General features: G+C 46.2%; 20 protein-coding genes. 6 read left to right on the top strand and 14 right to left on the bottom strand.

Features of this window, described 5'->3' with window-relative positions; translation table 11 throughout:
• A partial coding sequence (locus tag C558_RS33045) for an IS3 family transposase (RefSeq protein ID WP_018755727.1) occupies nt 1-153 on the top strand: 153 nt, incomplete at its 5' end.
• Nucleotides 154-221: 68 nt separating this feature from the next.
• On the opposite strand, the gene C558_RS0107945 is transcribed toward C558_RS33045, so the two are convergent.
• The 3 genes from C558_RS0107945 to C558_RS0107930 form a co-directional block, all read right to left on the bottom strand.
• On the bottom strand, nt 222-938 hold the full coding sequence (locus C558_RS0107945; RefSeq protein ID WP_018755726.1) for a YebC/PmpR family DNA-binding transcriptional regulator: 717 nt from the start codon (nt 936-938) through the stop codon (nt 222-224).
• Nucleotides 939-1,224: 286 nt separating this feature from the next.
• A complete protein-coding gene (locus C558_RS0107940; RefSeq protein WP_018755725.1) occupies nt 1,225-1,425 on the bottom strand; it encodes a copper ion binding protein in 201 nt (66 codons plus the stop codon).
• Nucleotides 1,426-1,579: 154 nt separating this feature from the next.
• On the bottom strand, nt 1,580-1,921 hold the full coding sequence (locus C558_RS0107930) for a metal-sensitive transcriptional regulator (protein ID WP_018755723.1): 342 nt from the start codon (nt 1,919-1,921) through the stop codon (nt 1,580-1,582).
• 215 nt (nt 1,922-2,136) lie between these two features.
• Here C558_RS0107930 and C558_RS0107925 point away from each other — a divergent pair, with 215 nt between their 5' ends.
• The 5 genes from C558_RS0107925 to C558_RS0107905 all read left to right on the top strand — a co-directional run bounded on the left by C558_RS0107925 (nt 2,137) and on the right by C558_RS0107905 (nt 6,204).
• Nucleotides 2,137-3,066, top strand: coding sequence for a prenyltransferase (locus C558_RS0107925; RefSeq protein ID WP_018755722.1), 930 nt, complete (start codon nt 2,137-2,139; stop codon nt 3,064-3,066).
• Between the two features lie 26 nt (nt 3,067-3,092).
• Nucleotides 3,093-3,821 carry a DUF6081 family protein gene (locus C558_RS0107920; RefSeq protein ID WP_018755721.1) on the top strand — a complete coding sequence of 243 codons (729 nt, stop codon included), beginning with the start codon at nt 3,093-3,095 and terminating at the stop codon, nt 3,819-3,821.
• A gap of 343 nt (nt 3,822-4,164) precedes the next feature.
• The gene (locus C558_RS0107915; protein ID WP_026263788.1) at nt 4,165-4,452 is read left to right on the top strand and encodes a hypothetical protein; all 288 of its coding nucleotides are present in this window, start codon (nt 4,165-4,167) and stop codon (nt 4,450-4,452) included.
• A gap of 93 nt (nt 4,453-4,545) precedes the next feature.
• Entirely contained in the window at nt 4,546-5,529 is a 984-nt protein-coding gene (locus C558_RS0107910; protein ID WP_018755719.1) for an LLM class flavin-dependent oxidoreductase, read from the top strand.
• A gap of 159 nt (nt 5,530-5,688) precedes the next feature.
• A complete protein-coding gene (locus tag C558_RS0107905; protein WP_018755718.1) occupies nt 5,689-6,204 on the top strand; it encodes a DUF2179 domain-containing protein in 516 nt (171 codons plus the stop codon).
• 69 nt (nt 6,205-6,273) lie between these two features.
• Here C558_RS0107905 and C558_RS0107900 read toward each other — a convergent pair whose 3' ends face one another.
• From C558_RS0107900 to C558_RS0107845, 11 genes are all read right to left on the bottom strand, one after another.
• Nucleotides 6,274-7,020: a class I SAM-dependent DNA methyltransferase gene (locus tag C558_RS0107900; protein WP_018755717.1), complete on the bottom strand. Its 747-nt coding sequence runs from the start codon at nt 7,018-7,020 to the stop codon at nt 6,274-6,276.
• A gap of 322 nt (nt 7,021-7,342) precedes the next feature.
• Nucleotides 7,343-9,748: a beta-galactosidase GalA gene (gene galA / locus C558_RS0107895; protein ID WP_018755716.1), complete on the bottom strand. Its 2,406-nt coding sequence runs from the start codon at nt 9,746-9,748 to the stop codon at nt 7,343-7,345.
• Nucleotides 9,749-9,799: 51 nt separating this feature from the next.
• Nucleotides 9,800-12,055 carry a glycoside hydrolase family protein gene (locus C558_RS32485; protein ID WP_018755715.1) on the bottom strand — a complete coding sequence of 752 codons (2,256 nt, stop codon included), beginning with the start codon at nt 12,053-12,055 and terminating at the stop codon, nt 9,800-9,802.
• Nucleotides 12,052-14,475 (bottom strand): hypothetical protein, encoded by a 2,424-nt coding sequence (locus C558_RS30690; RefSeq protein ID WP_018755714.1) that lies wholly within the window; start codon nt 14,473-14,475, stop codon nt 12,052-12,054. Before C558_RS30690 ends, C558_RS32485 begins: the two co-directional genes overlap by 4 nt.
• A 36-nt stretch (nt 14,476-14,511) precedes the next feature.
• The gene (locus tag C558_RS0107880; RefSeq protein ID WP_018755713.1) at nt 14,512-16,443 is read right to left on the bottom strand and encodes an alpha-galactosidase; all 1,932 of its coding nucleotides are present in this window, start codon (nt 16,441-16,443) and stop codon (nt 14,512-14,514) included.
• Between the two features lie 153 nt (nt 16,444-16,596).
• On the bottom strand, nt 16,597-18,219 hold the full coding sequence (locus C558_RS0107875; protein WP_018755712.1) for a type 2 periplasmic-binding domain-containing protein: 1,623 nt from the start codon (nt 18,217-18,219) through the stop codon (nt 16,597-16,599).
• A gap of 57 nt (nt 18,220-18,276) precedes the next feature.
• Nucleotides 18,277-19,149 (bottom strand): carbohydrate ABC transporter permease, encoded by an 873-nt coding sequence (locus C558_RS0107870; protein WP_018755711.1) that lies wholly within the window; start codon nt 19,147-19,149, stop codon nt 18,277-18,279.
• Entirely contained in the window at nt 19,143-20,114 is a 972-nt protein-coding gene (locus tag C558_RS0107865) for an ABC transporter permease (protein ID WP_018755710.1), read from the bottom strand. Before C558_RS0107865 ends, C558_RS0107870 begins: the two co-directional genes overlap by 7 nt.
• Nucleotides 20,115-20,213: 99 nt before the next feature.
• On the bottom strand, nt 20,214-21,881 hold the full coding sequence (locus C558_RS32480) for a sensor histidine kinase (RefSeq protein ID WP_018755709.1): 1,668 nt from the start codon (nt 21,879-21,881) through the stop codon (nt 20,214-20,216).
• A complete protein-coding gene (locus C558_RS0107855) occupies nt 21,878-23,428 on the bottom strand; it encodes a response regulator transcription factor (RefSeq protein ID WP_018755708.1) in 1,551 nt (516 codons plus the stop codon). The genes C558_RS32480 and C558_RS0107855 overlap by 4 nt, the downstream gene beginning before the upstream one ends.
• A 134-nt stretch (nt 23,429-23,562) precedes the next feature.
• Nucleotides 23,563-25,326: an ABC transporter ATP-binding protein gene (locus tag C558_RS0107845; RefSeq protein WP_026263786.1), complete on the bottom strand. Its 1,764-nt coding sequence runs from the start codon at nt 25,324-25,326 to the stop codon at nt 23,563-23,565.
• Nucleotides 25,327-25,506: the final 180 nt, after the last annotated feature.

Below are 25,506 nucleotides of genomic sequence, written 5' to 3'. Positions count from 1 at the left end.
AAGACAGAAAAGATCTATCTTACTCGCCCCAAAACAGCTGACTCGCTTTACACAGCGATTGAAGAATACATAGAGTTTTACAACCACAACAGATTTCAGAAAAAACTAAATAACCGTCCCCCGGTTGAGTACCGGGAAACGGCCGTTGCATAATCTGACTTTTTTTCACTGTCTACTTGACGGGGGTAAGACCACATCTGCGGCTTTCTCCGTTACTTATCCTATTCTAGCTCTACGTTGTGATACACTTGTTGAACATCCTCAAGATCTTCCAGCGCATCGATCATTTTCTCGAATTGTGCTTGAGAATCTTCAGGCAATGTCACATCGGACTGCGCCAACATCGTTAGCTCGGCAACGGCAAACTCCGTAATTCCCACTTGCTTGAACGCTTCTTGAACGGCATGGAACTGATCGGGATCAGCATATACCATGACTGTCTCGTCCTCTTCGACGACATCACGTACATCGACATCTGCTTCTAACAAGATTTCGATCACTTCGTCGACGGATTTCCCTTCAAGCCCGATCACGGCAGACGCATCGAACATGTAAGCAACGGAGCCATTGACCCCCATGTTACCGCCGTTTTTGTTAAATGCAGAGCGTACGGCAGAAGCTGTACGATTCACGTTATTCGTTAAGGCATCGACAATAACCATCGATCCGTTCGGACCGAAGCCTTCATAACGCAGCTCTTCATAAGTCTCTTCCGCACTACCCTTTGCTTTATCCAGTGCACGATCAATGATCGCTTTAGGAACGTTGTATGTCTTTGCGCGCTCAAGAACAACTTTTAAGGCGCGGTTCGATTCAGGATCTGGTTCTCCTTTTTTGGCCGCTACATAAATCTCGACCCCAAACTTCGCATATACTCGACTCACGTTTGCATCTTTCGACGCTTTCTTATCCTTGATGTTATTCCACTTACGACCCATGCTGTACCTACTTTCTCAATATCTAATATGTACTTACCATCTATTATAGCGAAAAAAAGCAACTTTCGCATCCCTCTTTGAGCAGTACACTTCCCTGTCGAATCATAATACAAAAATCACCTTTTCGTTATGCAATGAATCACGTCTAAGAACGCTTGCTTGCTTATTCAAATAAGCCCTAAATGTCTTTTGCAAATTTCTCAAATTTTGAACATGATCCAATCAAAAAACCGTACTCCTCAATTTACTAGGAGATACGGTCTCACTTCAACCATCTATAATCCTATTATTTAACGTCGTAACCTTGGTCTTCAATCGCTTCTTTAATTTGAGCAGCGGATAATTTGCTTCCGTCGAACTCTACAGATACCGTACCTGCATTTAGATCAACCTTGCCATTCGCACCGATTTGTTTCAAAGCGCCCTCAATCGAATTTACACAATGATTACAAGACATACCTTCAACGTTAAAAGTTTTATTTTCCATGTCGCAGCAGCTCCTTTAGATTCATTTGATGCATCCGCATCGTTTTTATATATTTAGCATACCCCTCTACCCTATAATTGTCAAGTGAAAAATAGGATTGCCCTTTATCCTTCTTCGCTTCCATCGATTCGGGGCTCTCCTCTTCCTAACTGCATTACTTCATTAACTTATTCATCGTCGTCAACAATTCATCGAGCACATCATGATCGCCCTCTTGTATACGCTCGACGATGCAACTCTTCATATGATGCTCAAGCAGCAATTTCCCAACACCGTTCAATGCGGATTGAATGGATGCGATCTGATTCAGCACATCATCACAATACGTATCTTTCTCAATCAAGCCCTTCACACCACGCACTTGACCTTCAATACGATTCAATCGACTGATAAGATTACTCTTGGTTTTGTCGGAATGATGACTCTTCCGATGGTGTCCCTCTGCACAAGAATCATGTGTTGTCGTACCTTGTTGCTCCATGTGCTCATTCTCCATAATGAATCACTTCCTCTCTGACGTACATCCTCATAATTTCATTTTAGCATAGCCCCCCTACCTATGCAATTCCCACGTATGTACCTTATCGCACCGCTCCATTGGTAGGTTTGAGAACATTAGGAAGAGAAATTTAGATAGATTAATTAATTAGATTGCTTTATAATTGGGTTGTTTATTATCATAGGATATTTTTCATAGAAAGGAGAATATGCATGGACAACAAGTTACGAGTTCTCATGAAAGCTACTCGGATTCGCGTGATTCCGGTCATGCTTATTCCCGTTATTCTTGGGGCTCTCGGTGCTTATGTCTGGGAGGGCATATTCCATCCCATTTTACTACTTATCACGTTGCTCGGCTCTGGTGCAGCGCATTTATTTTCGAATATGATCAATGATCTGTGGGATTATCGCAACGGGGTGGATGAAGAAGCCAAGCAAACCGAAGGCTTGATCACGACGAACTCTGGCTTTCTCACGAACGGCATCATCTCCGAACGTATTTTTGCTTCATTAACATGGGGGTTATTCGGAATCGCCGTACTATGTGGTGTTATACTCAGCTTCCTGAGCGGTTGGTGGGCATTCGTACTCGGATTAATCGGCGGTCTCATCGCTTATTTCTACGTTGCGCCTCCACTGAAATTCGGATATCGTGGCAAAGGTTTTAGCGAAATCGCTATCTTATTGTCTTTTGGGATTCTTCCCATTGCTGGAGCCTATTATGTACAGACCGGACATTTCGATTACCGTGCGGTGTTGCTCTCGTTGCCGGTTGGTCTATTAACAACCTTGCTGTTATTCAATCACCATTTCTTGCATTGGCAAGCAGACAAGGCTTCGGGAAAAAATACACTCGTCGTCATATGGGGAGAGGAACGCTCACTCAAGTTCTCAAGATTCCTGATGTTCATGTCATACGGGTCCTTAGTCTTGTGTGTGATCCTGGATATCCTCCCGGTTTATGGACTAGTGGCGCTCATTACCGCCTTGCCCATCTATACTGTATACGGACGACTGAGTAGTACGAATCAGTCCCATGCTTATCTTCCACTGATGGGCGCATCCTCCAAAGCAGCTATTCGCTGCGGCGGGATCATGATGATCTGCTTAATGATTCAAGGGTTAATTCAATCCATATAAATACTGTCAGAAATGAGGAACTACGAATGGAGAAACAACTTATTTTTGGTGATTTTGATACGATTCTATCCGAAGGGAAGGTCTGGAAAATCGGTGGGTTCCCGCTTCAAGACGGTTCCTTCTGGGAATATCGCGAGCCGGATGCGGTCGTGATTGTTCGTAATGGCATTCTCTACGTTCGCGCACCGCTTAGCAAGCAAAATGATAAAATTCAAATTCTGGACAATGCGAAGCATATGTACTATTCCGTAGAACAAGTTGTCGTACCGGAGCAAGGTGAAGTCAGCTTCGAGCTTCAAATTCGTGCGCGTACGCAGAACACGGTACCAGGTGATCTATACGACGGTTATGTATCGCTGAATCTGCTTGATTTTACGACGGGTGCAGCACTCGATTTCTTTGCAGGTAATGATAAATATGCCAGTGTCTATGCTGTACTTCCTTTCCCTGGCGTTGAAGTACCTAAGATGGATAAGACGCGTTACTTCTGTATTTTCAAGGAAGATACGAACTTCAAACCAAGAGAATTTAATACGTACAAAATTACGTATAACCGTGCCAAAGACGAGGCCATTTTCTACCTGAATGGTGAAGAAGTACGCCGTGAGAACGATGTACCGATTAAATTCAATCAGTTCACGATTGCACTAGGCATTATGACAGAGAAAGATTTAACGCCGGAAGGCAGTGTCTCCATTCATGGTCAGACCGTTATTGCGGAATACTCGCCCGTAACTGTAACCATTACGGAATAACAGCGAAGAATCCCCATGCCCATCAAGCGAAATTTGGTTCAGTTTTCTGCTTGGATTGGATGCAGTGTTCTATACTGATAAACGACACCTAAAATATCAAAGAATGTCTTTTTCTCATATCGATGGGATTTCCATCCGTTTTTCTGTATGAGGTCAAAAAGACAAAGGAAAATCTTTGATATTTCTTGGGTGTCTTTTTTTATCTGATAGTGATGGGGCGAGAATCCATTATGTTAAATCGATAATACAATGACACAATTGACAAAACATCCGATATTGTTATAATAGTACATTGTTATATAGGTAACAAAATATCGTTTTTTATCAAGAAGGATGTGAAATGATGACACAACATAATGATCAAATAAATGGAAAAGATCAAAAAATTAAAGTTGAACGTGTACAAACTGGCATTAGGATGGAAAAAAGAATGGTAAAAGTTTTGAAAGCGATGGCAGAGTATCACGATATTTCGCTAGGCGTTCTACTTGAAAGAATGGTTCTTCATGCTTTTGAAAACAAACCTGCGTTTAACCAAGAGAGTCTTGAAAAGGTTAAAGCTATAAAAGAAGTTTATGATATGGATTATGGTTTAGAAATAAGCCGTAAGTGGAATAATTCAGAAAACTAGAATGATTATATTAAATACAGTATCATCTAGTTTTTTTATAAAAAATTATCCGTATAGTAAAGAAGCGAAATAAAATTATCAGGAGCGATATAAATGAAATTTAGTACGCTAACAATATTTGACAATTATCCTAATCAATTATCCCGAGCTCCTAGACAATTCTATAACGAGGTATTAGAGCAAACGATTCGAGCTGAAGAAATGAATTTTGACGGAGTATGGTTTGCAGAACATCATTTCTCAGATTTTATCAATTCCTCTCCTGCAGTTCTGCTCGCTGCGTTATCTCAAAGAACGAATAAAATTCGCCTTGGTGTGGGTGTTTCAGTACTTCCATTACATAATCCTTTACGAATTGCTGAAGATTATGCGATGGTTGATCTATTATCAAACGGTAGATTAGATTTAGGCTTAGGTAGTGGATTTAATCAGAAGGAATTTGATGGTTTTGATATTTCATTGGAAGACAAAACGGAGCGATTTAATGAGTCTCTAGAAGTGTTACGTAAGGCGTGGTCAGGTAAGCCTTTTTCTCATCAAGGGAAGTTTTTTCAATACAAAGATCTTAAACTTAGTGTCCAGCCAATTCAAGCTCCGTTTCCTCCTCATTGGATTGCAACCTCTAGTGAAGAAGGTGTTAGTCATGTAGCTAGTATGGGAAGCAATTTCATGGGGCTTGGGTTTAGTAAATCACGAGATGAATTAGCAAAGCTGATTGATACATTCAAAAATATGTATCTGAAATCAGGATACGGTAATCCAGAACAGTTAGATATCCCTGTTGCATTTCATGTTCATGTTGGTGAAACATATGCAGATGCTGAATCAAATGCAAAAGGTCCTTATCAATTATTCATGAATACTCCGAATGGGACGAATATCTCATATGAAGTCCTTAAACAGAAATTTAATCCAGTAATCGGAAGTCCTGATGAAGTTATCAAACAAATTCAGTCCTACAGTGAAATAGGTGTTACGAATTTTATGGCAGTAATGAATTTTGGTGGATTAGAACATCATAAAGTGCTTTCATCCTTAGACTTATTTGGTAAGTATGTAATTCCTGCATGTAGGTGAAAAATTGATTGTAATTCTCAAAATTGATGGGTATGCGAAGATTCACCCACTTGTAAAATAGTTCTACTATACACAGACATGCTCCCGTCTTATGATGATGTAGTCACATTTCGAACAAAAACAACTTAGATCATTCATAAGAACGGGAGAGACGGATTTATGTTATCTGTGCTTGTGAGTATTTTTGCCATTCAAATCGTATATGTTTCATTTTTTACACTGCGGATGATCTTGACGTTAAAAGGTCAACGGTATTGGGCTGCTGGTCTCAGTACACTGGAAATTACTATTTATGTGTTAGGACTTAACATGGTGCTGCAATACGTGAATCAGCCGATTAGCCTTATCGTCTACGCCCTTGGCTATGGACTGGGTGTTCTCGTCGGCTCATGGATTGAAGAGAAAATCGCTCTCGGATACGTCACACTGAAGGTCATTGTAACGGATGTCCATACAGGACTTCCCAACCAGCTACGAGATCTTGGTTACGGGGTAACTTCTTGGATTGGTGATGGTCGAGATGGCCATCGTCTCATTCTAGAGGTACTCGCGAAGCGTAAAAATCAAACCCAACTATACACCTCCATCCTCGCAAGCGATCCGAAGGCCTTTATCGTAACGATGGAGCCAACCCGATTGCACGGCGGGTTTTGGACACGCACAACACGGAGATAGCTATAGCAAGACAGCAAGAAGCAGCCGATAAATCGGCTGCTTCTTTATCATCATATCAACCTCATTTCATTAGATCTTGCGACAAACATAGATCAATTCTTGGCTACCTTCTGTCACCTCCTCCTTACTCCATGAGCCATAACAATGTTCGATTTTAAAGGCATGCTGATGAAGCAATCGATCCAATTCAAGCGGGAACGTGTACCGGATATGTAGAGACGCCTCCGTTTGTTCGAGGTGATTGGCTCTTCCATAGATGTTCTTCACGATTCTACAAGTTAACACCTGCGTCATCGGATTATAAATTTCTTCGTGCTCTTCCACGACGACTTGATTCATCGCATCCCGATTACGTTCCTCATAGTTCTGAATCGAACCAAGTTCTTCGAGATTCGGCACGCGGGTCCCGAAAATAAAGACCCCGTCTTTCTCCAAATGATCATGAATGGCACGGAACATTAGATCCTGCTCAACGTTCGTGAGCACATGCTGGAAGGTATTCCCGACCATGAACATCATCGCGTATGGCTTATTTAACTTGAGCGCTGTCAAATTCATTTCGTAGAATGGGATGTCTAGCTTGTGCTCGTCCGTCTTCGATCTCGCCAATTCCAGCATCGTTGCACTTAAATCTACCCCTTCCACTTGGAACCCTTCCATTGCCAGCGGAATCGCTAGTCTACCCGTCCCGCAGCCTAAATCCAAAATGGTACCTTGGACGCGCTCCGCCCATTCATGTACAAGGGAGTAGTCGAGCATGTAGTTCGAATATTTCACATCATAATCATAAGCGCTTTCATAAATACACTGAACCATTTAACCCTCTCCTTTTGGTTGTTATGATGTTCTCTATTGCTCGACTCGAACGAAATGAATCGAACGCGCCACGAATGCATCCAGCTTGTCCCGATTCTTGGTCATCATCGCCCCCCTTTCCGACTCCTATTCGGGCATCTAAAGATACCAACGCAACAGGATTGGAAAATGTTTCAATTCATGAACATAAAAACGACGATATGACGTATTACAACCACGATCGATATCATGGAACGTAAAGAAGATGGCTCCTGTACAATACAGAAGCCATCTTCTCCAAACTAAACTTATTAGATTTTTCTTTACACTACATTGGAACCTGCTATGTTGAAGGACGTACTATGCAGGCTTTCGTTTGAATTATTACTTTGGCAGCAGCTAATCCGCTCGATTCCGCTGTTAGACACAGCTCTCCCGTTTGTTTCGTCGATTGGACGATAGCCATGCAAAGCCCGTTGAATGCTTTCCGCTTCCAAACCGCATCGCTTTCGATATATTTATCCGATTCGTGGCTGCTCGGGTTTCCATTGCCGACACCGATCAACACGCCTGGTCCGGTCACGGTAAATACCACTTCATTGTCGGCAATAGGGACAACTCTGCCTAAATCATCGACGATTTGTACCCTGATGTTCGACACATCCTCGCCGTCGGCATCGATACCCGAACGATCTGGGATAAGCTGCAGTGCCGATGGAGCGCCTGTCGTTTCTCTAGTCACGCTAGAGATCTCCTGCCCATTTCGGTATCCTTTGGCCTGAAGAACACCCGGCTCGTACGTTACCATCCAGCTCAAATGTCCCATATGCGGCATTCGTTGTCGGCCGATGCTGCGACCGTTGAGAAACAGCTCCACTTCCTCGCAGTTGCTGAAACAGCGCACGTCGATGTCCTGTCCTTCCTTGCCCGGCCAATTCCAGTGCGGGAAAAGATGCAGTACCGTCTGGTCGGTCCACCAAGACTGGTAATAAAAGTAGTTGTCTTTCGGAAAACCGCATGTATCCATAATGCCGAATTGCGAACTGATGCAAGGCCAGCGGTAAGGAAGCGGCTCACCTCTGTAATCGAATCCGGTCCATACAAAGGCACCAGCCAGATACGGCCGCTTCGCATAGTAATTCATCCATTCCTCGCTACCTGATCCCCAGCCAGGGAAATTCTCGTCATAGGAAGAGACATACCCTCGCTCCTCATCATTTTCATAGATGCCTCGCGTGCACAGCGTACTCGCTTCTTCACTGCCGATCATAGGCGTTTGTGGATGTTCCTTATGGTATTCATCTAAATTCGCTCCGATTTTCCAATAGTTCCAGCCGCGTACATCTACAACGCCGTTAATCCCTGCGCTCTGTCCGCCGTTATTCCCGCCGTAGCTAACAAGACGCGTCGGATCAAGCTCGTGTACAATCCGCTTCATTGTCTTAGCGGCGCGGGCTCCGGCTTCTGTATCCTGAATTCCGCCCTCCTCGTTGCCAATCGACCACAAGATGATGCTGGGATGATTACGGTCTCGTATGACCAGGCTGCGTAATTGATTGGCAATTTCCTCGCCGCAGCCCACTTGCCGGTGCTCATCCATGACCAGCATCCCCAATCGATCGCACGCTTCGAGCAGCTCCGGCGTCGGCGGATGATGCGATGTCCGGTATGCATTAACGCCGAGCTCCTTTAGCTTCTCGATCCTGTAATATTGCAGACGGTCGGGCAGCGCCGTTCCTACTCCCGCATGGTCCTGATGGCAGCAAACCCCCTGGATCACCACATGCCGCCCGTTCAGGAAAAAGCCAAGATCCCGATCGAAACGAATGCTGCGAACACCAAACGATGTCTCATAAACATCCGTTAGAGCCTCACCCTCCCTGACTGTCGTCTCGAGACGGTAGAGGTGGGGCGTATCCAAGTCCCAAAGCCGAGGCTGCTCCACACGAACACGCTGGTTGAATTCATATTCCTTCCACGCTCCAATAGGTTTTGGCTCCGACTGAACTGTTGCAACACAGCGGCCGTCAGCATCATAGATCGCCGACTCAATCGTGCATGCTTTCTCAAGATCGTCTTCGTTTACAATCGACGTCTGAAGCGTCAGCTCCGCGAATCCATCGCCAACTTCAGAAACGACATACGTTCCCAAGTGCGCGACATGCATCGGGTTTGATTTGACCAGCCAAACATGCCGGTAAATGCCGGCCCCTTCATAAAACCATCCCTCCACTTGGCTTGCGTCGGCACGCACGACAAGCACATTCGGTCCGTCGAAGCTGACGCAATCGGTAATATCGCAGCGGAAGCTGGTATATCCGCTTTCATGGCGTCCTAAATAATAGCCGTTCAACCAGATCTGACTGTCTCGAAATATGCCATCGAACTCGATGGACAGCCGTTTGCCTTTATCATCTACAGCAACCGAAAACCGCTTGCGGTACCATCCGATTGAAGTCGCCGGGTTGGGTCTCCCGATCGGTTTATATCCATGATAATCGATGTCATTGTCGGACGAATGCTCAAAATCCAGCTCCACCGCCCAATCATGCGGCAGACAGACCTCCCTCCAATCGCTGTCGTCAAAATCGGGATGAATAGCGCCCCTTCCTTCAGCTTGTTTGGCAAACGGTTTGCCTTTCCAATAATCAAAGTCGCGTTTGATGTCTGAAGCGTGGCCCAAGGCGAATCTCCAGCCGGAATCCATCAACAACCGCTCCCGAAGCGTCTGATATACATTTTTGTCCATAATGCATACTCTCCTTTTGTCGCTTGATCCTCTTTACCCTAGTGTGTCTAATCATATAGTGATCGTTAACGTATAGTCTGAGGCTGGCTCGATCAGAATCGTTCGATGATCGAGCAAAGCATTTTCACCTAATACCTTCGTCATATCCGATGAGCTCTCGACGAAAACGTTGACCTTTGCCGTAAATCTCGTACGATTCATCAGCCTCACCGTCATCGTTGCAGGATTGTTGTCAACGACTTCAGCTTCGACGTGATCGATCGCGCAAATGTACCCCGTATCCGATTGGATGTACACACCTGGAACTTCAAAATACGTAAGCATGCAGGAAACTTCGCACCAGCATGAACCGCCTGCCACCTCACCAATATTTTCTTTTCCTTCCCAATCGCTCAGATTGACCCGTTCTCCCATCCAGCCCGGAGGCGAGTACGCCGTTCCATTGCGATTGCCACCCCAGGATATACGGAGCGGCCGATCCTCTCTGGACATATATTGCGGCAGGTTATGCGCGATATCTCGGAGCAAATCCAGATAAAAATCATCTGCAGTCGCACGGTAAAGCTTAAATAAGGAAGCTCCCGAAAATGTGCATATTCCCGGCGCCGCATGCTTATTCTGCACACTTGCCCAGACCGCACCAGTTGAACGCAAATCGAGTTTACGAAATTCCGTTTCTTCCCCATATTCGTAATCGTACGATACTACCCATGTCGCGCATAGTTTGGCCGTTTCTTCCGCCATACCCAGCCACTTGCGGTCGCCAGTCGCTTCATACAAGACAACATAAGACTCTAGCAGCGCAAACGCCGATTCACTGTCCGGGCATTGGCATATTTCCCCCGGTGCGCCCGTCGTAACGCCTTGCTTCACGAAATGGTCATAATAATATTGGCCTGCAAGCTTCGCTATATTGACGTATTCCGGTCGGTTAAAATATTGGCCTGCCAATGCCAAGCCTGCAGGCGCAATCCCCGCGCTGGCACTGCCGCCGATGATGATTTCTTCCTTGTCCAGATCCACGAACTGGCCGAATTGACCGTATTTGTTCCACAGCCGAACAAACGCGTCACAGGCCCGGATCAACCCTTCCTTCCAACTGTCCGTGATCGGTTCGCCTAATTTGTCCAACAGCATCAGCTGTTTTGCCATGAAGTACAGGACATCCGCATTTTTGCGCAGCAGCACAATCGAATTTTCATCATGACGACGGAAAGCGTCGCCCAGTCGATTTCCCTTGCAAAAAATACCGTAAAAAAATCCTGAAGGCGCCTGAATCGTATCGAATAAGAAATTCAAAGTTTTAATCGATCGTTCCTTGGATAATCCGTTTCCGATGCCAAGCATCGGGTACGTGTTGATCGCGCCTCCGACCCATCCGGTTTGCCATTCGCCAAACACAGGATCCGGCGAAGTCGATGACCGGTAAAACTCGAAGTCGCGCTGCCAATTGTCTCGGTTATATTTCTCCTCTAATATATCCCAAGAGGCAGAGAATGGAATTTCATGCCGAAGCTCTGTAGGACCGGTCAAACTTTTGCGAATCTTCGAGAAATAATCGAATAAAGCCGAAATGTCGGGACAATCAAAAACATAAAGTCTGAACTTGATCGTCACCTCGTCTTGTTCATGGAAATCGTATCCTCGATCATCGGAAAGCTCTTTCGAATTACACATACTGTATTTAGTGCTTCGAACCGCAGGGGCAGAAATCGAGATCGTCGCCTCCGAGCGGTCGCCGCTTTCTTCTACGATCAAGCCGGAATCACCGAGAGCCGTTCCTTGATGTGTCAACAACAGTAAGCCTTTCTTCTGTTGACGCAAAAAACAGCCGACAGCCGGTGTGGCCAGATCTCCCGTTCGCAATTCAATTTTCGATGGTCCTTCATTCAAGTTAAGTCTTGGCACATCTGTTATGGTGGTCGGAATGTTAACACCTATCTCATCTTCAAGTTCCAGCATGGGGGGGTATTCTTGCTCACTTACCCGAAAACGGTTGCCGTTGTAAGCGGCCGCAGGCATCAAAAGGTAGTTGTCCTGCGACCAACGGTCAAGCATCAAGCCAACCGATACACTCGCTTCGTTTACACTTCCCTGTACCACCTTAAACGTTACTTCACAATCGATCGCATCTTCATTGGATTTAACTCTGTTCCACGAATAAACGACATTCAATAACGAATCATCCAGCATAAGCTGTTGTTCATCGTTGGATTCGCCCCATGCGCATGTCGCCGATCGGATCGGATTGGCTCCATCATATTGGGTCAACTTGAAAGCGATTGGGCAGCCGATTCCGTTTATCATTCCGGCGTAACCCCCACCACTTCATTTTTTACTTCCACCGTCTCCGGATCTCCCCAAGCCAAGATTTTCACGCTGACTGACGGTTTCGGATCTCCCTCAAATTTGCAACTGAAGGAGACCGTTTGCCCTCCGTTACGGATGATCGGCGCATCCGCCGACGCTTGCACCGTCTGTAGTAAATTCCAGTTTTGATCGTATATTTTTCCAGTTCGCCCGCCATCGCACACAAGATAATGATTCGACTTGATTTCCGTATCAAATGTCATATAGACGCCGCTTGTATACACAGTAGGCCGTTTCACAGAAGCATCTTCGTTGCCGTAAGACGGCATCACGCGCAAGACAAACTTCAGCGGTTGATCGGTATATTTATTGAAATAAGTCCAGTCGGCCCCTCCGGGTTGGCCTGGCTGCAGCTCAGCTGGATTGCAGACAAGCGGCTTCGAGACGTGAACCGGATGCAAGTTCCAACGGCCGTCGTCAACCGGTTCCAAGTGCCAATCGCCCTTCGGTTCACGCAGCCGTTCGCGCTGCTCCGGTGTAAACGCCCCGGCCCGCCGCGCCTTCTCCCATTCGCGCACCGTCGCCAGCAGCGCCTCGATATTGCCGTTACGCCGAAGTACCGCCGTATCGGCGACCAGCGCAAAGCCCGCACCGAATCCGGCCGCCTTCGACAGCACCCATTCGATTTCGTCCGGTGCCGTCGCTTCGAACCGGTCGGAAGCAGAACGGATGAGAAACCATCCTAGCATCGGCGGAATGAAGTTGCGGGCAAAATAACGCTGGTTGCTGAGCCGCCACTCGAGTTGGCCTTCACGCGTTGCCGCGCCCCAAGGCTCTCCCCAATTGAAGCGTGTGAAGACATGCCACGAATAGTTCGAGACGACGATGCTCGCATCATTGATCACTTCTTCCCCCCAACCGTCGTAGCACATCTTGACGAACCGGTTGACACCGTAAGCCTCATGCCCTGTGGCATACAAGCCTTCCAACCCATCGAACGAAATCTGCTTCAAACCGGTCGTTCGGAACAGTTCAGCGATCCGTTTGCTATAGTCATCCTGCAGCTCGATATTCGGGAAAAAAACGTCGTACGGGTGGTCCCATAACCGGCCTATTTCTGCGCCCGCCTGATGCTCCGCGGCAACCGTACCGTTCACGCCGCGCCGTACGCCGAGCAGTTTCCAAGGCGCGCTATCCGTCACAGATTCGTATTCAATCAGCTCGCTGCCGATTTTCGCCGAACGCCGGAACAAATTCGCCGTGAACGGCGCAGGGTCGCTTACCTCAATCTCCTGCTCCTCCATACCGATCGCCGCGACCAGTTGAGCCTTTCCGGCCATTTGCAGCCGCTCGTCCGGTACCGGCGTCACATATGGATCGTTCAGCGTCGTAAAGTTGGAAAGAGTATGTACGCCGACATGCACACCTTCGTGTTCCGCCTGCTCAACGCACAATCGCATCCCTTCGTCACCGTTCGGAAAGCTGTTAGGCTTCAACGTAAAATGACCCCACTGCCCGAACGGGTCTGGGTGATACACATAGCTCAACCCAGCCATCTTCGTATACCGCACCGCATCCGCTATCGTCTCTTCCGTAAAGTCGGTGATCAAATACGATTGATTCGCCGCCGGGGACATTTTGCCCCACACCCCTTCAATCATCGGATGCGGGAGTCCTTCGCCAAGTTCGATCGCTTCAATCGTCGTAAGCACCCGGTCGACCGCGCAGCCGAATAAGGCGATCTTGGTTCCGACGATTTGCGCGTCGTCGCCGGTAAGCGGTTCGACATCAACGTCTGGCAAGTTCCATACCGGCCGCCGAGCTGCATGGGTGCGATTTCTTGCATAAGCTTGCAGCATGCTCCCATCGATTGTCGGCCACGCCCCACAGACGTCATATTCGAACTTGTTATCGGATGGCTGCTGGCTGTCAGGATCCGGATTTCCCTCATTCGAATACTTTGGCTGGACGTATTCCATTCTGTCGAGCTCGACAGGCCATCCGCCAATGGTCTTCATATTCAACACCTGAATGCCGATAGCATATGTTCCGTTATGTACGACACCTACCGACTCTCCAATTGATCCAGCAACCGTCGTGGCATAAGGACCCCAAATGACGGCATCGACATCGCCATCAACACGTTGCACTTCGAATGTCGCATAAAGCCCTTTTTCTTCGATCAAAACATCTACTGTCGCACCACATTGAGCAAACTTAAACTTGACCATACCAAATGCCGAATCAAATTCAACTTGCGACGGCATCTCCGTTCGACCATGCGCGACAACCCGAATCAGCGTTGACAGATGCATTGCTGATTCATATTGATTGCCGGTTGTCGTATCGGTCAGACCAACCAGATTACCTTGTTCGTTCATTTGAATCATCAGATTTCCCGCCGAAATGTTTACCATTTGAGTCTCATCTCCATCACTTTATAATTTGAAATATTAACGACTCAAAGAATCTTCCCTTTTCACTTCCAGAATGGCAATCTCATAGGGTTGAAGTGTCAACGTGACAGTGCCATGGCCACGTGAATCCAGTCGTATCGCTCCGATGGTATCGATGTGTGCCGTTTCGCTGCCAGCAAAACCTGCATATTTCAGCGGCAACTCCAGCATGATGCTTTTCTCAGCATGGACCGGATTAAAGACGACGATAACAGCGGGAATTTCCGCTTCTGTCGATACATGCATGACCGCATCCGGTTCATAACCGTTCGGCCGTGCCAAATGGACCATTTCTCCGGCCAATGTTTGTCGATACTTCTTATAGAATGAAATCCATTTATCGAATATTTGCTTCGTTTTTTCCCCGAAATACGTATTTCTTCCGTACAATACACCGCTATGCCCATATCCGAACATCCCGCCAATCGCATGGTCGTAAGTAGCCGGGTTTTCTTCTGATGGCTCGATGCTGTGACCGTGGTACAATTCCAGATTACAAGACGTCCAGGTCGCACAGGCCGGATCTTTGTATCGCGAATCATATACGAATGCTCGCGTTTGTGTGACAAGACGCATGCCGCCCATCACATTCTGATCTTCTTCGCGATAGCCGCCTGGTCGTTGGCACAAGCCAAGGAACATGGACTGCATTTCCTGCGGTGCGGTGATCATTTTATTGCGTTCCGTAACTTCCTTGAAAAAGCGCTTTTCCCACATCCAGTTCATAAACTCAACACTTTCTGGATTGGCATGATGATGATCGGTCGCCAGACACGGAAGTCCATGATATGGACCATCAATGGCAAGACCATCAAATCCGATGTGATCCAACAGATGGAGCAGCTTTTCTCGAATATATCCGCCCCATGGCGACTGATAGCACATATTGCCCAGCCCTTCCGGTGAATAGCGAAGGCCGTCGGGTCCTAAATACTGCCAATCCGGATGTGTCTTGCAAACCTCGGTAGAATGCCAGGCGATCGTCGTCGAGCAGTACGGGAGAACTGTTATTTGCTTGCTGTGGTAATAATCAACCAGCTTCTTCATATCTTCATCCCCATTAGGGAAAAGATCCGGGCGCGGGATATAATCACCCGTATTCGTGAACAGCTGTCCTACGAATAACTCGACCGATTCGAAGCCGTCTTCGGCGGACTTGTCGGCCATCTCGATTAGCTCTTCGTATGAATTGCAGGAGTCAACAATCCGCTTGATTTGCGGCGTTGTAATCCAAGGCGCAATTTTTTTGTACAGCCGATGCAGGATGATGGAAGCTTCATCTTTATTGCCCGATGTTACCGCTTCGTAGCACTTGAACGTTTCAAAGTGCTGTCCCGGTAATAGCTCCATGCCGATCGGCTTCGGAAATTCGAATCGAGTGAACGGAACGTAATAATCGTCCTCTTTCTGAATGTTCCAGTAATAATCGCTGAATACGGACAGTTCGATTTTCCCTTCGAACAATCTGGCGATGTCAACGGTTACATTATCAATGACAATAGGTGACGATGATGTATTGTGAACTTGTACGGTTTTGGTCAGCAAAGGCAGATCGTCGGCAATTTCATACTCGATAACAAGTTCAACGGGCGGTATTCCCTCATGACGCCCCACGCAGGTCAAACGCAGCGTATCGCCAAAACTGCCTCTATCCTGCTCGACTTTGGTAACAGAAAAAGCCCCTTCTCTGTCCCAATTCAACCGGTGCTTCCACGGTCCGGCTTCATAGGTTTGGCCTCCAATGCTCACAGCCGCTTCATAGGGAAGATTCGACTCAAAAGAAAATACTGGGTACCAGAAATCCCCCCTCTGTTCACCGTTCGGACGAATATGATAGAGGGTTGTCGCCAAACCTGCGGAAATATCGATTTCTCGATGAATGAAATCATTCCGGATAACAATTTTATGACCTTGAATGGATATGCTCACAATTCACTGCTCCTCTCAAATGGATACTAAACCGAATTAATACATCAACACAAAAAACAGAAAAAGATCGGCTGTACTCATGCGGCCTTCGAATGAAGGCCGCCCGATCTTTTCTCTGCAAGTTCGAGAGCTTACTAGAAACCATTGTTCATCTTATTGTTGGTTTAACTTTTCAAATGCCTGCTGCGCTTCTTCCATGACCTTATCGCCGCCCTTTTTGTTCCACTCCGCCACGTAGTTGTCAAACTCGCTGATCGGTTTTTTGCCGATAATCATATCGAGGAACGTTTGCATCGTCAGTTTATCCAGTCTTTCTTTATAATCATTGTAGATAGGTCTATCAATCGGCCCAAGAATATCAAATTTCCCTGTGCCCAATTCCATCAGCTTACTTCGCAGCGGCAGCATAGATTTATCCTTGGTATCAAAAGTCGACAATTCCTCATTGTAATCGTCATTCCATCCGCCCGGAACAGAATAGGCGCCTCCAAATCCGTATTTCCACCGTTCTTTTTGATCGTCGTAAGGTTTAATGTATTCGAATCCCCCATCCGCTGTTTTCTTGAATGTTTTCCCTTCTTCGCCATAGGTTAGCGCGATTTTGGATTCCACTTCAAAGGAAGTGAATTCGAACACCTGGAGGTATTTGATCATCTTGTCGTGGTCTTTCTCCAATTGTTTGCCGAACATGATATCGACGCCGAACAGCGCATTTCCCTGCTGCATACCGTAATCACCATTCGGTCCTTTCGGTCCCGGAATCATGGCAAAGCTTGCATTCGGGTTCACCTTGTGCAGTCCCGCATAGATGTCATTGCAGCAGAATACGCCATCCTGAGCGAGCCCGAACCAATAGGTCGCGACTGCTCCGGATTTTTCTTGAACCAGTTTGTCCTGTACGTTATTTCCTTTATTCACAATAAATTCAGGATCAATCAATCCTTCTTTATACCAACGATTTAATACCGTTAAGGCTTCTTTCGCCGCAGGCAAAATCTCGCCTCGTACAACCTTGCCATTATCTTCCGTAAAGGCACCAGGATAAACGCCGTACGCCCCAAATATGAAGCTGAACAAATCCCCGATTTGCCCGGCAGTTCCAGTAATGCCGTACGTATCCTGTTTGCTGTTTCCATCCGGATCGTCATTCCTGAATTTCTTCAACGCTTCCTCCATCTCATCCAGTGTCTCCGGCGTTTTGGTGATCCCGACCTTCTTAAGCCAATCTTCGCGGAACCCTACAACGCCACCATGAGGAGCCAAATCCCATATCCCAGGCAATCCGTAAATTTTACCGTCTCTGCGTAAATATTTGAACGGATCATCTCCTAGTACTTTATGCAAGAACGCCAAGTATTTAGGTGCATACTTTTCCAGATCCTCCATTTTAATTTCAGCAACGACGTCTTGTTTGATCAGCTTGTCGTATTCCTGGAAGCTAAGGCTCTTCCACCAATCAGGGATGTCGCCGGATGCGATCGCTAGGTTCAGCTTTTCTTTGGATGTATCAGAAGAAGCAACATAAAACTCGGCATCAAAATCGAATTTGTTTTTGAGGAAGTTCATGAAATAACCGTCTATTTTGGTTTGTTCGGGGTAATATGTCCAGAATTTCAACTTCGTTTTCTCTGTACTTGCTTTTTGTCCGTCTGCCGACTGGGCAGTTGGTTGATCCTTCGGTTTATCCGAATCTGAACTTGTGCCACATCCGCTCATCATCGTAGCCAACATAATGAAGCAGATGAGTGCGGTTAACCCAAACTTCTTTTTGGTCATTTGTAAACCCTCTCCCTTTTAACATTTTATAATCTATTACAAGGTCCACATGTTCGGTCAACCTTTAATAGCACCCACCATAATGCCTTTTACGAAGTATTTCTGAATAAAAGGATAGACAACAAGCATCGGAAGGATCGATAACATGATGACGGTGGCCTGAAGCTGCATTCCCGAATATGGATTTTTTTCTTGCAGTTTCGCTAAAATGTCAGTAAATTGAGTGGGGTTGTTCTGGATAATAATTCTTCGAAGCACTAGTTGCAGCATCTCTTTATTCGTATCGTTCGTATAGATCAAGGCGTCGAACCAGGCATTCCAATGCCCGACTCCCACCCACAGCGCTTCCGTGGCAATAATAGGCATGGACAGCGGAAGAATGATTCTTATAAAAATTCTCAAAAATCCGGCACCATCCACCATCGCCGATTCTTCTAAGCTTTCTGGTAGAGACCGGAAGAAGTTGCGCATGATTATCACATTGAACGTGCTGATCATACCGGGAACGACAAGCGCCCATATGGTGTTATACATCCCAAGATATTTGATTAATAGATAGTTAGGAATTAAGCCGCCTCCGATTATAAATTGGATCAACATAAATCGCGTAACCCATTTATTGAGCGGCAAATCTTTTTTGGACAATGGATAAGCGGTGATCGCAGTTGCCAGAATGCTAATCATCACGCCGAGGCAGGTCCGAAGGATCGTATTTTTATAACCGACCCATAAGGCATCAAAATCAAATGCAAGCTTGTAGCTGTCAAAGGAAATCGAACTTGGAAAGAGTTTAAAAGTACTGTGGGCGGCATCTCCGCCATCCAACGAGATGATCACTTGCGTCCAGAACGGATACAACGTGATGATCATTACGCCTGTCATGAACGCATACAGCAATATATCTGCGATTTTATCCCCATACCTTACCATAATGTATAATCACCGCCTCCCATCCTTCTCGCCAGTCCATTCGCCGTCAACATCAAGATGAGACCTATCGCCGATTTGAACAAGCCTACCGCTGTGGCATAACCATAGTCCATATCAACCAAACCTTTTCTGTACACATACGTGTCGATAATATCGGCGACATCATATACTTGCGGATTGTACATGTTGAATATTTGGTCGAAGCCGGCATCAAGAATTCCTGACATGGACAAGACGAGCATAATGCTGATAACCGGCATGAGCAGCGGAATCGTAATATACATCATTCGTTTCATTCGACCTGCGCCGTCAACGACAGCAGCCTCGTGCAAATGTGGGTCGATGCCCGAAATTGCGGCAAAATAAATGATCGAGCTCCAGCCGAAACTTGCTAAGATTGACGATATAACAAGAATAGATCGAAAATATCCGGTATCCGCCATAAACAAAATGGGATCGACGCCGAAAAGGCCAAGAATTGCGTTGATCGGCCCTTCCATTGATAAGATACTCATGAAAATCCCGCCCAAAATAATCCATGAAATAAAATGAGGCAGGTATGAAGCCGTCTGGACAAACTTCTTGAATTTCATGTTTTTGATTTCGCTGAGTAGCAGCGCGAAAATGATCGGAATGGGGAATCCCCACAGCATGCGGTACAAGCTGATCAGCACCGTGTTTTTAAGCACCTGATAGAAGTACGGATCTTGAAACGCTTTCTCAAAGTTCGCGAAGCCCACCCATGGACTCCCGAAGAAGCCTTTCGTAATTTGAAAATCCTCAAAAGCAATCAATAGACCGTAAATCGGTACGTAATTGAAAATGATAACGTACAATACGGCAGGAATCATCATGATTAACAATACCCGGTATTTTTTGAACGCATAACGTTTGGATTTGGCGTCCCTGGTTTTTGACCGTCTGTTCCATTCAGGTTGCCCGCCCAACACTGTCGTTTTGCTCACCCTTCTGTCACCTTCCTTCATTCTATGAATGCGCATTCATTTCTTATGGAAAGTATAACATTGGGGTTTATTGGCATCATTATCAGTTATTTGACTTCCTTATCGATTTTCTGACCAATCCAACTGTGCTGAGTCTTGTTCGGTTTGCGGGATGGTGATCGTCATCGTTGTTCCTATCCCCGCTAGACTCTGAACGGTTAGACCGTAACCTGTCCCGAAAAACAGCTCGATTCTTTCTTGCACATTTCTGAGACCATAGCCTCCAGAGCGAAATGCCATCATTTTGCGGACCTGCTCCTCATCCATACCCGGTCCGTTATCCATGATGGAAAACTGTACGGTACCTTGTCCAAGCGAAGCCGAAATCGTGATGGTCCCTCTCCCTTCTGCCTTCTTGTGTACGCCATGTTTGATCGCATTTTCCACAAGCGGCTGAAGAATCATGTTGATCGTGTACAATGGATAGACATCGTCGTCGATCTCGTAGATGACATCGAAAAGATAATCATTGGTAATAAGCATAATGTCCAAATACGATTTCACATTCTCCAATTCATTCCTGACGGTCGTATGGTTATCTCCTTTGTTGAGCGCCGTACGATAGTATTTAGACAGCGATGTTACAATATGGCTTATTTCATAGGATCTGGTCTGCAGCGCTTTCCAATTGACGGATGAAAGGGTATTGTATAAAAAATGCGGGTTCATCTGCGCTTGCAGTCTGTGCAGTTCCTTCCGGCGCACTTCCTGGATCAGCTCTTTAATGCGAGATAACATATTGGCAAAACGGTTTATCAGCTCGCCGATTTCGTCATTGGACGAATGTTGAATGTTCAGTTCAAGCCCGCCGTTCTCCACCCGTTTCATCCAATAGTTCAATTGGTAGATGCGCCGCAGCATCCCATTGGCGAACAGCGAAATGATGATCAGCATAATACCGATACAAATGCCGATCACGATAAAGGTTGCATACAATATAGGCGCAGGGTTTCCCGATACTTGATTCATCGGTACATAATAATGGATCGTCCAGTTCGTATTCGGAATTTGCTTCTGGATACCCATCAGATGGGTCCCGTTGGTCTCGCGTGCATTCGTGAATAGCGGAGTGCCATTGGAATCCGAAATGATAAGGCCGTAATCGCTCAGCAGATTTACGGAATCCATCAACAAGCTTTCCATACTCATGCGAATGAATAATACATGGTGGCCCGATGTGAAGGTTTCTGGAAATTTGCATACCGCATAAGCGGCATTTAGTGATTCGTCATAATACCAACGGATGCCGAATTTGCTCACTGCAGCGTTATACCAGCTTTGATCGGCTACCCTTTTAGCTGAACGTAAGTAATCACCATACTCCGGAAGCTGACTCTCAGTATATATGGTCAACTTGTCAATTCCGTGATAGGTTGATAGCATCATACTGAAATAGGGGTCCAAAAACTCTTTTAATTGATTGGCCAACGTGGATAAATCGGCCGCCTCGCCATTCGAAGCCGACACGATTTTTTGTATCGTGCGATTGGCGACAATCAGGTGAATTAAATTGTCGTATAAATCCATTTTATACGCGATGCTGTTCACGGCCGTACTAATGTTTCGCTCGATCCCCTGCTTCGCTTGATCATTAAGCAGCTCCCTCGATTGACCGTATGAATACACGCCAAGAACCATCATCGGAATGATCGTTACGATGAGATACGACATAAACAGCTTTTGCTTAAATCTGAACCGTGCGAAGATCCTATTCGGTTTTTTCATCATAGGCCATGTTCTTCTCTGTACTGGGATGGCGTTTTCCCGTAACTATTTTTGAATAAAGAGGAGAAATAAGCAAAGTTGGGATATCCGACCTCCTTGCCAATATCCGTTATTTTCTTATTCGTCGTAAGGAGAAGCTCACCCGCCTTTTCCAGCCGGATCGATGTGATATGTTTTATGATGCTTTTCCCCTTATACTTCTTGAATAACCGGCTCAAATAACCCGGACTCAAATACACTTGTCTTGCAATGCTCTCCACCGTGATTTCACTGCTGTACTCCCGGTCGATGAGTTGTACGATGTCTTCAATCACTCGGCTAAGCAATTCTTGGGGCTTTTCAACGCTCGTTACCAAATCTTGAGCGATCGACTGCATCACCTTCAACAGTTCATGAAGCGAAGCAGCATGATGTATCCTTTCCAAACCCATCATGTATCCGCTTACATTTTGTGGTGTCTGACGACCAAGTATCGACTTCAATAGATCGGTACACACAAATTTTACGTAATTTTCCGAGACGGTTTTCCCGCCTTGAAGCAGCTCGATCAAAAAAGCGATTTTACTGCTATCCACCTCGATTTCCTTCAACCATGACATCATTTCAATAAGAACGTTACGCGTATATAGTGAAACATCCCGGTCTCCCGCAATGACTTCCCCCGTGTAGAGCACCGCCCCTTGTTTCATAAAAAACTTATTTGCGAGCATGGTTTCCATCAGATTATATTCGCTGCTGATTTGCCCGAGATTTTCGATAAGTCCACTAGTGACAATGGTGACGTCTATGCTGTAATTTTCCTTGAACAATCCAACCAGTAACGTTCCCATCTGTATAATATCTGCTTCGTTTTCTTCCGGTTTGCCTTCGTACAATAGAACGCTCTGCACTTCATTCAAGTTCACGAAATCGGCTTTCCCAGCGGTTAACTCCGTCAGCACCGCTTCCGCATCCAGATCGATCATGTCAAAAAAACGACTTCCGGTATGTATCATCACCATCCGTAAATAACGGTACCCGCTAAAGTGGATAACCGTACCCGTGTTCTCGTTATCTTCTTCCGCGGTCATGCCCCTTCCTTGAATGAGATCGTATAGAAATTTTTGTTTCTCGTAGCGGATTCCTTTCCAATAAACTTCCTGGATTCTTTCATTCTTCATTTTTTCTTGCTGATCTTCGTCGCACATCTGTATCACGTTCGACACAACGCGCATAAACTCGCCGATCTCCACTGGCTTTAGTATATAATGAATCGCTTTCAAATCGATTGCTTTCTGGGCATATTCGAACTCCCCGTAGGCGCTCATAAAAATGATTTTGGTATGCGGAGACAACGCCTTGACTTGATGCGCAAGCTGCAGCCCGTCGAGCTCTCTCATTCGTATATCTGTAAGCAATATATCGATAGGGTTGCCATCACGGATGTACGCAAGCGCCGCTTCCCCGCAATCCGCTTCGGCGATTTCAAGATCCCAGTTAAACTGCTTCGTCAAAAATTTGACCCCTTCCCTCTCGGAACGGTCGTCGTCGACAACTAATATTTTATACATCGGCATCCACCCTTTCCTGCATCATCAAGTTCGATCGTAGCATATATTTCCAGCGACCATCAATTATAATTTTATACATAAAGAAGATGACTCCTGTATAGTACAGAAACCATCTTCTTCAGCGTGCCCGCTATTTACACAGCTTGATCTTGAAGCCGCAGCTGCTGGGTGGCAAACTCATTGTACATCGGATGAGTCACCAGCAACGACTCGTGTGTTCCAATGCCGGTGACTGCGCCTTTCTCAATAAATACGATCTGATCTGCATCCACGACGGTGGAGAGACGATGCGCGATAACAAGTGTCGTACGGCCTTGCATCAAGTTATTCAGCGCTTCTTGTACGACGATCTCGGACTTGCTGTCTAAACTTGAGGTAGCTTCATCCAACATCAAAATCTGAGGATCCCGGAGCAAGGCTCTTGCAATCGCAATCCGCTGTCGTTGCCCGCCGGAGAGCTTCACGCCGCGTTCGCCGACTTCCGTATCGTAACCATTCGGCAGGCCATCGATGAACTGATCTGCGTAAGCCATCGCAGCTGCATGCTTCAGCTCTTGCTCCGTCACGTCGCGATCTACCCCATAGCAGATATTATCCCGGATCGTGCCTGCAATGAGCGGACTCTCTTGCGAGACATAACCAATTTGCCTCCGCCAAGATTGAAGCGAAAAATTCTCAATCGCACGATTGCCTAATGTAATCGATCCCGATAATGGTTTGTAGAATCGTTCGACGAGCGAGAATAAAGTCGTCTTCCCACCGCCACTAGGTCCCACGATCGCTGTCACTTTACCCGGTTCGATCGTGAAATTCACTTTACGCAGCACCGCTTCTTCTTCTTCACTATAGCCAAATGCAACATCCTTCAATGTGATCGGCTGGTTCGGGTTGGTGAGCCGTTCACCCGTTGCATGGTCTTCCTCATCCGCTTCAAGTGTAGCCACGATACGTTCCGTCGCACCAATCGCCTTCTGGAATTGCGTAAAAAATTGTGTCAACTGCGTCATCGGAATAACGATTTGGAATAGATAGAGAATGAATGCAACGAGTTCCCCTGCTGTTAAGGCACCCGATGAGACACGCATCCCGCCATATCCTATAATAACGACAAGCAGTAACATCATAACGAAGGAGACAAGCGGTGAGATTAAGGCTTGCACCTTGCCTTCTTTCAATCCATAACGGAACAGGTTCGTAATCCCTTGGCTTCCCGTCTCATATTCACGCGCCTCCGAATTGGACGATTTCACAAGTCGAATTTCCGACAAGACCTGACTCAGCACAGAGGTGAATGATGCTGTCTCATCTTGTAACCCGCGAGAAATCTTCACCATTTGCTTGCCGAGCGGCACGAGTATCAAAACGCATAATGGGATGATTAGCAGCATAATGAGCGTCATTTGCCAATCGAGATAGATCAATACAGCAAGTGAACCAATCACCGAGATGATCCCGCCGAAGAAGCCTGTCAGATGCTCTGCGATCAAGCCTTTGACAACGCCCGTGTCATTCGTCATTCGGCTAATCGTCTCGCCCGTGCGGTTGTTATCATAATAGGAGACAGGAAGAACAAGTAGCTTCTTCCATAACCGATCTCGCAAATTCGCGACAATACGCTGCCCCACATAGTTGAGCATATAAATCGATACGCCCCCTGCGATCGTCTGTGCGATGAACGCAACAATCAGTCCCACAATTTGCCATGTGCTCAGCGAGGATACGGAGAAGCTATCCACCAGCGTCTTCGTGAACATCGGAATCACTAACCCTACGAGTGTTGAAATAACACTAAGTCCCAAGGCGACCGCAAGCATCCATACCGATGGCTTGGTCTGCCGAATCAAAGCGAGAAATTGCCGCCAATCCCCATTTTTCTGTGTCCCTCGTACGTCCTCCATATGTTCCAGCTCCTTCATTTCTAATCCTCTATGTTCTATGGAGGTAACAATACATGACGAATGTAAACAGAATTTAAACAGCGATCATCTACCGATATTTGTCTTATGAAGATCGAAATTTCGGTGCGAATCGTGATATAATTCATGTGAATTGATTCTTATAAAGGAGTGAAATGCTTG

This window comes from Paenibacillus terrigena DSM 21567 (genome assembly GCF_000374845.1).
Taxonomy (GTDB): Bacteria; Bacillota; Bacilli; order Paenibacillales; family Paenibacillaceae; genus Paenibacillus_K; species Paenibacillus_K terrigena.
The sequence above is the reverse complement of the archived record's forward strand: the minus strand, read 5'-3'. Positions and strand labels throughout refer to the sequence as shown.

Bases quoted from the DNA above. Each gene is read 5' to 3' on its own strand.
- C558_RS0107940 (WP_018755725.1), bottom strand. From the start codon at position 1,425: ATGGAAAATAAAACTTTTAACGTTGAAGGTATGTCTTGTAATCATTGT.
- galA (WP_018755716.1), bottom strand. From the start codon at position 9,748: ATGGACAAAAATGTATATCAGACGCTTCGGGAGCGGTTGTTGATGGAT.
- C558_RS0107920 (WP_018755721.1), top strand. From the start codon at position 3,093: ATGGAGAAACAACTTATTTTTGGTGATTTTGATACGATTCTATCCGAA.
- C558_RS0107855 (WP_018755708.1), bottom strand. From the start codon at position 23,428: ATGTATAAAATATTAGTTGTCGACGACGACCGTTCCGAGAGGGAAGGG.
- C558_RS0107905 (WP_018755718.1), top strand. From the start codon at position 5,689: ATGTTATCTGTGCTTGTGAGTATTTTTGCCATTCAAATCGTATATGTT.
- C558_RS0107900 (WP_018755717.1), bottom strand. From the start codon at position 7,020: ATGGTTCAGTGTATTTATGAAAGCGCTTATGATTATGATGTGAAATAT.
- C558_RS30690 (WP_018755714.1), bottom strand. From the start codon at position 14,475: ATGGTAAACATTTCGGCGGGAAATCTGATGATTCAAATGAACGAACAA.
- C558_RS0107875 (WP_018755712.1), bottom strand. From the start codon at position 18,219: ATGACCAAAAAGAAGTTTGGGTTAACCGCACTCATCTGCTTCATTATG.
- C558_RS0107930 (WP_018755723.1), bottom strand. From the start codon at position 1,921: ATGGAGAATGAGCACATGGAGCAACAAGGTACGACAACACATGATTCT.
- C558_RS0107910 (WP_018755719.1), top strand. From the start codon at position 4,546: ATGAAATTTAGTACGCTAACAATATTTGACAATTATCCTAATCAATTA.
- C558_RS0107945 (WP_018755726.1), bottom strand. From the start codon at position 938: ATGGGTCGTAAGTGGAATAACATCAAGGATAAGAAAGCGTCGAAAGAT.
- C558_RS32485 (WP_018755715.1), bottom strand. From the start codon at position 12,055: ATGATAAACGGAATCGGCTGCCCAATCGCTTTCAAGTTGACCCAATAT.
- C558_RS0107845 (WP_026263786.1), bottom strand. From the start codon at position 25,326: ATGGAGGACGTACGAGGGACACAGAAAAATGGGGATTGGCGGCAATTT.
- C558_RS0107915 (WP_026263788.1), top strand. From the start codon at position 4,165: ATGACACAACATAATGATCAAATAAATGGAAAAGATCAAAAAATTAAA.
- C558_RS0107870 (WP_018755711.1), bottom strand. From the start codon at position 19,149: ATGGTAAGGTATGGGGATAAAATCGCAGATATATTGCTGTATGCGTTC.
- C558_RS0107925 (WP_018755722.1), top strand. From the start codon at position 2,137: ATGGACAACAAGTTACGAGTTCTCATGAAAGCTACTCGGATTCGCGTG.
- C558_RS32480 (WP_018755709.1), bottom strand. From the start codon at position 21,881: ATGATGAAAAAACCGAATAGGATCTTCGCACGGTTCAGATTTAAGCAA.